This window comes from Frankia tisae, assembly GCF_025403405.1.
Classification (GTDB): Bacteria; Actinomycetota; Actinomycetes; order Frankiales; family Frankiaceae; genus Frankia; species Frankia tisai.
The window spans coordinates 1-6,702 of record NZ_JANEZT010000363.1; the positions used below are offsets into that span (position 1 = coordinate 1).

Consider the following 6,702-nt stretch of genomic DNA (forward strand, 5'->3'; position numbering starts at 1 on the left):
GGGTAGGGGTGTCGGGTGTCGGGTGTCGGGTGTCGCAGCGTGGTTTCGCGGGACACCATGATCGACTAGGTTGGAGACTGGACGCGCTAGCTGGTCCACTGATCCGGCCCCGGCGACGGCCAGGGGACGAGCCGTTCGAGTGCGGCGACGAGGCGCAGCAGTCGGCCCTCCTCGCCATGACGGCCGACGATCTGCAGCCCGACCGGGCAGCCGTCGGCGGTGAAACCCGCGGGCACGCTCACCGCCGGCTGCCCACTGAGATTGAATGCCCAGGTCAGGCTCACGCTGCGGACCTCGCCCGGGCCCGCATGCGGATGCGGCCGGTTGGGCGTGGTCGGCGTGAGCAGCACGTCCGCCCGAGCAAACACGCCCGCGAGGCATCGATCGTTGTGCGCGCGCACCGCCGCGGCGTTCGATGCGGCCGCGGTCCCAGCGGCCGCCGTCCACCGGCCCGCCGTCCACCGGCCCGCCGACGCCGCTCTCAGCGCGGTCCACGCCGCCTCCGGGTCGAGCAGCTCGACGGGCACGTCCGTCCAAGCCAGCACGCCCGCGACGGCAAGCCGGTCGGCGGCGGCCCGGCTCACGGCGACCACCTCCGGCTCGGGGCTCGCGAAGCCGAGCGTCGACGACCAGACGGCGATTCCGAGCCGCCCACCGGCCCGCTCCCGACCGATGAACGGATCGGACAGATCGAACGAGTCGGACAGATCGAACGAGCCAGACAGATCGGTCGGGTCGGTCGGGTCGGTCGGATCTGGCAGACCGATGCCGAGCGGGGGATACAGCCCGGGAATCGGCTCACCTTCCGCCGCCGCCGACAACACGCCTCCCACCGGTCCCTCACCGGCCGGTCCCCCCTCGGGAGGCGGCGCCGGTGGTAACTCGCGGGCGCCGGCGACGACCGCCCACCAGGCGGCGGCGTCGGCGGCGCGGCGGACGATCGGTCCGGGGACGGTCAGGCCGGCGCGGTCGGGGCCGGGGAAGCGGCCGCTGGTCGGCTTGAGACCGACCACCCCGCACCAGGCCGCGGGGATGCGGGTGGAGCCGGCGCCGTCCCCGGCGGTCGCGAGGGGCACGACCCCGCTGGCGACGGCGACCGCCGAGCCGGCCGACGAGCCGCCGGGCACCCGATCGGGTCGCCACGGGTTCACCGTCGGGCCACGGGTGGTGTGACCCCAGGTCTGCCAGGGATGCGCCGCGGCGACCGGCACCGCCGTCGTCCCGATCACGATGGCCCCCGCGGCGAGCAGCCGGCGGGTCGTGGGTGCCGTGACGCCGCTGCCCGCCTTGACCGCGATCGGCACGCCGGCCAGCGGCAGCCGTGCGCCGCGGGCGAGCGCCCGGCCGACCATGCCGGCCCGGTGCACGGCCCAGGCCGGCCAGCAGTCGGTGAAGGCCCGCAACGCGCCATCGGTCTGCCGCAGCCGGGCCAGGGCCGCCTCGACCGGGGCCGACGGGGCGATCAGCCCGGCGCCGACCAGCGCGGCCAGCTCGGTGGCGCCGAGCGCCGGGTAGTCACGGCGCACCCGATTCACCGACCCGCACGGTACGGCCGCACCGAGGGCGGCCACCCATCCGGCATGCTGTCATGGTGAGCATCCTGACCGGCGCCGAGGCCACGGGCACGCAGTCCGATCCGTGGCCGGCCCCGACCGCGCAGCGCCCCGTGACGGCCGTCGTCCCGGTACCGGGCGCGAAGTCCGGCACGAACCGGGCGCTTGTTCTCGCCGCCCTGGCGAACGGGACGTCCCGGCTGCGCGGCGCCCTGCGCTCGCGGGACACCCTGCTGATGGCCGGCGTGCTGCGCACGCTGGGTGCCGAGGTCAGCACCGACGGCCCGGACTGGGTGGTGCGGCCCGCGCCGTCCCCGCGGATCGCCGCCGACGCGCGGGCCGAGTGCGGCAACGCGGGCACGGTCGCCCGGTTCACCCCGGCACTGGCCACCCTGCGCGAGGGCGACGTCGAGTTCGACGGCGACGCCCGCATGCGCGACCGGCCGCTCACCCCGCTGCTCGGCGCACTGCGCCGGCTCGGCGCCGACATCGACGGCGACCGGATGCCCTTCACCGTGCGCGGCCGCGGCCGGCTGCCCGGTGGCGAGGTCATCGTCGACGCCTCCGACTCCAGCCAGCTCGTCTCTGGGCTGCTGCTGGCCGCCCCCCGCTACGACGCCGGGGTCACGGTGATCCACCGCGGAACGCGCCTGCCGTCGGGCCCCTACCTGGACATGACGGTCGCCGACCTGCGCGCGGCCGGCGCGGTGGTCGAGGTCGCGCCGCCCGGCACCGACGGCAGCCGGCGCTGGCGGGTCGAGCCCGGTGAGCTCGCCGCCGCCGACCGGGCCATCGAGCCGGACATGAACAGCGCTGCGGCCTTCCTCGCGGCGGCGCTCGCCACCGGGGGGCGGGTGGTGGTGCCGGACTGGCCCGAGGCGACCGAGCAGCCCGGTCGGATGCTCCCCACGCTGCTGGCGGCGATGGGCGCCATCACCGAGCGCACCGCGGCGGGCCTGGCGGTCAGCGGCGGCGGCGGGATCCACGGAATCGACGTCGACCTCGGCGACTTCGGGGAGGCCGCGCCCGTCCTGACCGCCCTCGCCGCCCTCGCCGACTCGCCTTCCCGCCTGCGCGGCATCGGGCACCTGCGCCTGCAGGAGACCGACCGGCTCGTCGCCCTCGCCCAGGAGCTCGGCCGCCTCGGCGCGCGGATCACGGTGACCGACGACGGGCTGGCGATCGAGCCGGCGCCCCTGCGCGGCGCGCGGCTCGACCCGCGCGCCGACCACCGCCTGGCCATGGCGTACGCGGTGGTGGGCCTGGTCGTGCCGGGGATCGTCATCGACGACATCGCGACGACTGGCAAGACGGTGCCGGACTTCCCCCGCATGTGGACGGCGATGCTGGCCGGATGAGGGCTGGCCGGATGAGTGGCACGGGTGGCCGGACGAACGACGCGGCGTCGCGGGTCGTGGGCTAGCCGATGGCCCGCGAACTGGACGAGGACGACGTCCGGGTGCGACCGGGGCGCAGCTCGCGCCCCCGGACCCGGGACCGGCCCGACCATGCCGAGGCGGTGCCGGCGGTGGTGGTCGGGGTCGACCGTGGCCGCTACACCTGCCGGCCGGACCCGACGCCGCAGCGGCTGGTCGCCGCCGTGCGCGGCGGGTCGATGCGCCGCACGTCGGTGGTCGTCGGGGACCGGGTCGCGCTGGTCGGCGACGTCTCGGGGACGTCCGGGGCGCTGGCCCGGCTGGTGCGCCGCGAGGAGCGCACGAGCGTCCTACGGCGCACCCCCGACGACAGCGACCCCGCGGAGCGGCCGATCGTCGCGAACGCCAACATCCTGGTGATCGTCTGTTCGGTGACCGACCCGGCGCCGCGGCCGGGCCTGATCGACCGCTGCCTGGTCGCCGCCTACGACGGCGGATTGTCCCCGCTGCTGTGCCTGACCAAGACCGATCTGGCCGACCCCGCGTCGCTGATCGAGTTGTACCGGCCGCTGGGATTCCCGGTGCTGACGACCCGTCCGGACAGCGACCTCGACCCGCTGCTGGCGCAGCTGACCGACCGGGTCAGTGTGTTCTTCGGCCACAGCGGGGTCGGCAAGTCCAGCCTGGTCAACCGGCTGGTGCCGGCCGCAGACCGGGCGATCGGCGAGGTCAACGCCGTGACGGGCCGCGGGCGGCACACGTCGTCTGCAGCGGTGGCGCTGCTGCTCCCCCAGGGCGGGACCGTGATCGACACACCGGGGGTGCGGTCGTTCGGCCTCGGCGCGGTGACGCCGAACCGGGTGCTGCGCGCCTTCTCCGACATCGCCGCCGCGGCCGAGCGCTGCCAGCCCGGCTGCGAGCATCTCGCGCCGTCGCCCGACTGCGCCCTGGATTCCGCGGTGCGCACCGGTGGCGCTGACGCCGCGCGGCTCGCGAGCCTTCGCCGGTTGTTGGCCGCGCGTGGAACCCCGCTTTGAGAATATGCGCCGGGAGATTGGTCACACTCTTCCCGCCACGTGGGGCCCACCGTCCGCGTGACCGACGCGTGAGTGGGCTCGACTCGTAGTCTCGCAGGCGTGACCCCGCCTAACCCCACCTCCGTGGGCACCGAATCGACCGAGGACATCGACGCCGTCCCCGTCCCCGTCGCCGACGATCTCGCGCTCGCGCTGAGTCTTGCGGACGCCGCCGATCGGATTACTCTTTCCCGCTTCCAAGCCGTTGATCTGCACGTCGAATCCAAGCCGGACAACACGCCGGTCTCCGACGCCGACACCGCCGTCGAATCCATGATCCGCGAGCGACTCGCCGTCGCCCGGCCGGGGGACGCCGTCCTCGGCGAGGAGGAGGGACTCGTCGGTGCGGGCGCCCGGCGGCGCTGGATCCTCGACCCCGTCGACGGGACGAAGAACTTCGTGCGGGGCGTGCCGGTCTGGGGCACTCTGCTCGGCCTCGAGGTGGACGGCGAGATGGTCGTCGGGGTGGCCAGCGCGCCCGCGATGGGCCGACGCTGGTGGGGGGCCCGGGGCACCGGGGCGTTCACCCGGGACGCCACCGGCGACACCCGGGCGCTCAAGGTCTCCTCGGTCAGCCGGCTGGGCGACGCGTTCCTGTCCTTCGCCTCGGTGGAGGGCTGGCGGACCGCGAACCGGCTCGACCAGTTCCTGCACCTGGCCGACCAGGTCTGGCGGACCCGGGGCTACGGCGACTTCTGGTCGCACATGATGGTCGCCGAAGGCGCCGTGGACCTGGCCTGCGAGCCCGAGGTGTCCCTGTGGGACATGGCGGCGCTGCAGGTCATCGTCGAGGAGGCCGGCGGCCGGTTCACCGACCTGACCGGCCTGCGAGGCCCGGGGCACGGCACCGTCCTGACGACGAACGGCCACCTGCACGAGGTGGCGCTGCGCTCCTTCACCTCCTGAGGTCCCCCACGAACCTCCGGAGGTCCCCCACGCAGCATCCGCGGAGTTTCCCCGGACGGTCCTGATATTCGGATGACGGAAATGAGTGGCGGCCGGTGATCGGCTTCGCGCACCGCGGGGCGCCGGCCCCGCACCAACGGGAGAACACCCTGCCCGCGTTCCGGCGCGCGTTGGCCGGCGGGGCGAACGGGTTGGAGTCGGACGCCTGGCTGACCGCGGACGGGGTGCCGGTGCTGCACCACGACGGGGTACTCGGACCGCCCGGCCGGCGGCGGCGGATCGGTGATCTGACCGCCGACCGGCTGCCCGGCTGGGTGCCGACGCTGACCGCGTTCTACGCGGAACTGGGTACGTCGTTCGAGTTCAGCCTGGATCTGAAGGGCCCGCCCGGTGGCTGGGCGTCCGCGGCGGCCGCCGTGGTCGCCGTCACCAGGCAGGCAGGCGGTAGCGCGGCGGCCCGGCGGCTGTGGCTGTGCGGGTACCTGCCGGAGCTCGTCGCCTTCCGGGACCGGGATCCTGATGTGCGCCTGGTGAACTCCACGTCGATGCGGACCGTGATGGATGGCGGCGGGGTCAGCGCATACGGCGGGCGGCTGCACGCCGCCGGGGTGGCCGCGCTGAACCTACGGACCCGGGAATGGACGCCACCGCGGGCGCGGATCGTCGCCGTTCTGCACGATCTGGGTATCGCCGCGTTCGGGTGGGATGCGCAGCGCACAAGCACGCTGACCCGTCTGGCAGGATACGGGCTTGACGCGGTCTACAGCGACCATCTGGCGCGGCTGGTGCGGATCAGCGGTTCCGCCGCGGCATAGCTCTGGACCACCGGCATAGCGCTGGACCGGCGGGTGAGCTGGAAGCAGCACGGGCGGCGTACCAGGCGAATTAGTTGACGAAGCGAACGAAGTCGCCCATTGCGTTGTGCGCAGCGTGACCCGGCTCCGGCGCACTGTCATATCGTCGACAGTTAGGTTAGCTTCAGGTAGCTATAGCAACCATCGACAGAGAGTGGCCACGAAAGATCCGCCGGCCGGTCCAACGGATTGGCCGACAGAAGTGATTACCGCGCGACCAGCACCCGTGGCGACGATGGCTCACCGTGGCACTTTCCTGACACCGGGATGGTGGGTGACTCCGCTCAGTCCTCCTCCGCCTCCTCGGTCTCGTCAGACTCCTCGGCGACTTTCAGCATCTGCTCCGGAAACCCGGTCCGGCCCGCCACGTGCTCGACGGAGTAACCCTGTCGCACCAGGTCACGAGCCTGCTCCAGCGTCCAGCCCCGCCCGGGGTCAACCCGGCTGACAACCACTTCACTCGCCTGGCGCCGTTCCTGCGGCCAGCTGAGTCGTGCACGGCGTGCCAAGGGTCGACCTCCGAGATTTGAGGACTTTGGTGTTACGCCACCAAGGATAGGCCATATTGACGCCGGCCTGCCCGTTGAACTCCACGATAGCGGGTGGCGACCTGTTAATGCAGACCCGCGCCGAAGACTGTGCATCATCCGAACGCCGGCTGGCCCGAACAGGCGGTCATGCACAAGGTACGAGTGGGCAGGATCTCGGTCGACCCTGGGAACTTCCCACGGCCGAAGAGCGTCGAAGAGCATCGGGGAGAGCGGTTCAGCCGAGAAGTGCAGACCGCATCTGCCCGAGGGCTTCCCGCCGACCCGCTGCTTAGCCGTCCATCCGAGGCCACGCGAGCATAGACCCGAACTTCGCCGCAGCGCGCGGCCCCCGGCCAGGCCGGACCCGCAATGGCTGCATACCGCCCCCGCCCGGGTCTCCGCCAACG

The 6,702-nt window shown here is 73.5% G+C and carries 6 protein-coding genes; 4 read left to right on the forward strand and 2 right to left on the reverse strand.

The window, feature by feature from the left end; translation table 11 throughout:
- Positions 1 to 86 precede the first annotated feature (86 nt).
- Positions 87 to 1,526 carry an amidase gene (locus tag NBZ85_RS25500; protein WP_261554122.1) on the reverse strand — a complete coding sequence of 480 codons (1,440 nt, stop codon included), beginning with the start codon at positions 1,524 to 1,526 and terminating at the stop codon, positions 87 to 89.
- 62 nt (positions 1,527 to 1,588) lie between these two features.
- Here NBZ85_RS25500 and aroA point away from each other — a divergent pair, with 62 nt between their 5' ends.
- The 4 genes from aroA (at position 1,589) to NBZ85_RS25520 (ending at position 5,726) form a co-directional block, all read left to right on the forward strand.
- Positions 1,589 to 2,911: a 3-phosphoshikimate 1-carboxyvinyltransferase gene (gene aroA / locus NBZ85_RS25505; protein WP_261554123.1), complete on the forward strand. Its 1,323-nt coding sequence runs from the start codon at positions 1,589 to 1,591 to the stop codon at positions 2,909 to 2,911.
- Positions 2,912 to 2,979: 68 nt separating this feature from the next.
- Entirely contained in the window at positions 2,980 to 3,966 is a 987-nt protein-coding gene (gene rsgA, locus NBZ85_RS25510; protein WP_261554124.1) for a ribosome small subunit-dependent GTPase A, read from the forward strand.
- Positions 3,967 to 4,065: 99 nt separating this feature from the next.
- Entirely contained in the window at positions 4,066 to 4,911 is an 846-nt protein-coding gene (gene hisN, locus NBZ85_RS25515) for a histidinol-phosphatase (protein WP_372517654.1), read from the forward strand.
- Between the two features lie 95 nt (positions 4,912 to 5,006).
- On the forward strand, positions 5,007 to 5,726 hold the full coding sequence (locus NBZ85_RS25520) for a glycerophosphodiester phosphodiesterase (RefSeq protein WP_261554126.1): 720 nt from the start codon (positions 5,007 to 5,009) through the stop codon (positions 5,724 to 5,726).
- A 323-nt stretch (positions 5,727 to 6,049) separates the two neighbouring features.
- Here NBZ85_RS25520 and NBZ85_RS25525 read toward each other — a convergent pair whose 3' ends face one another.
- The gene (locus NBZ85_RS25525) at positions 6,050 to 6,274 is read right to left on the reverse strand and encodes a hypothetical protein (RefSeq protein WP_261562735.1); all 225 of its coding nucleotides are present in this window, start codon (positions 6,272 to 6,274) and stop codon (positions 6,050 to 6,052) included.
- Positions 6,275 to 6,702: the final 428 nt, after the last annotated feature.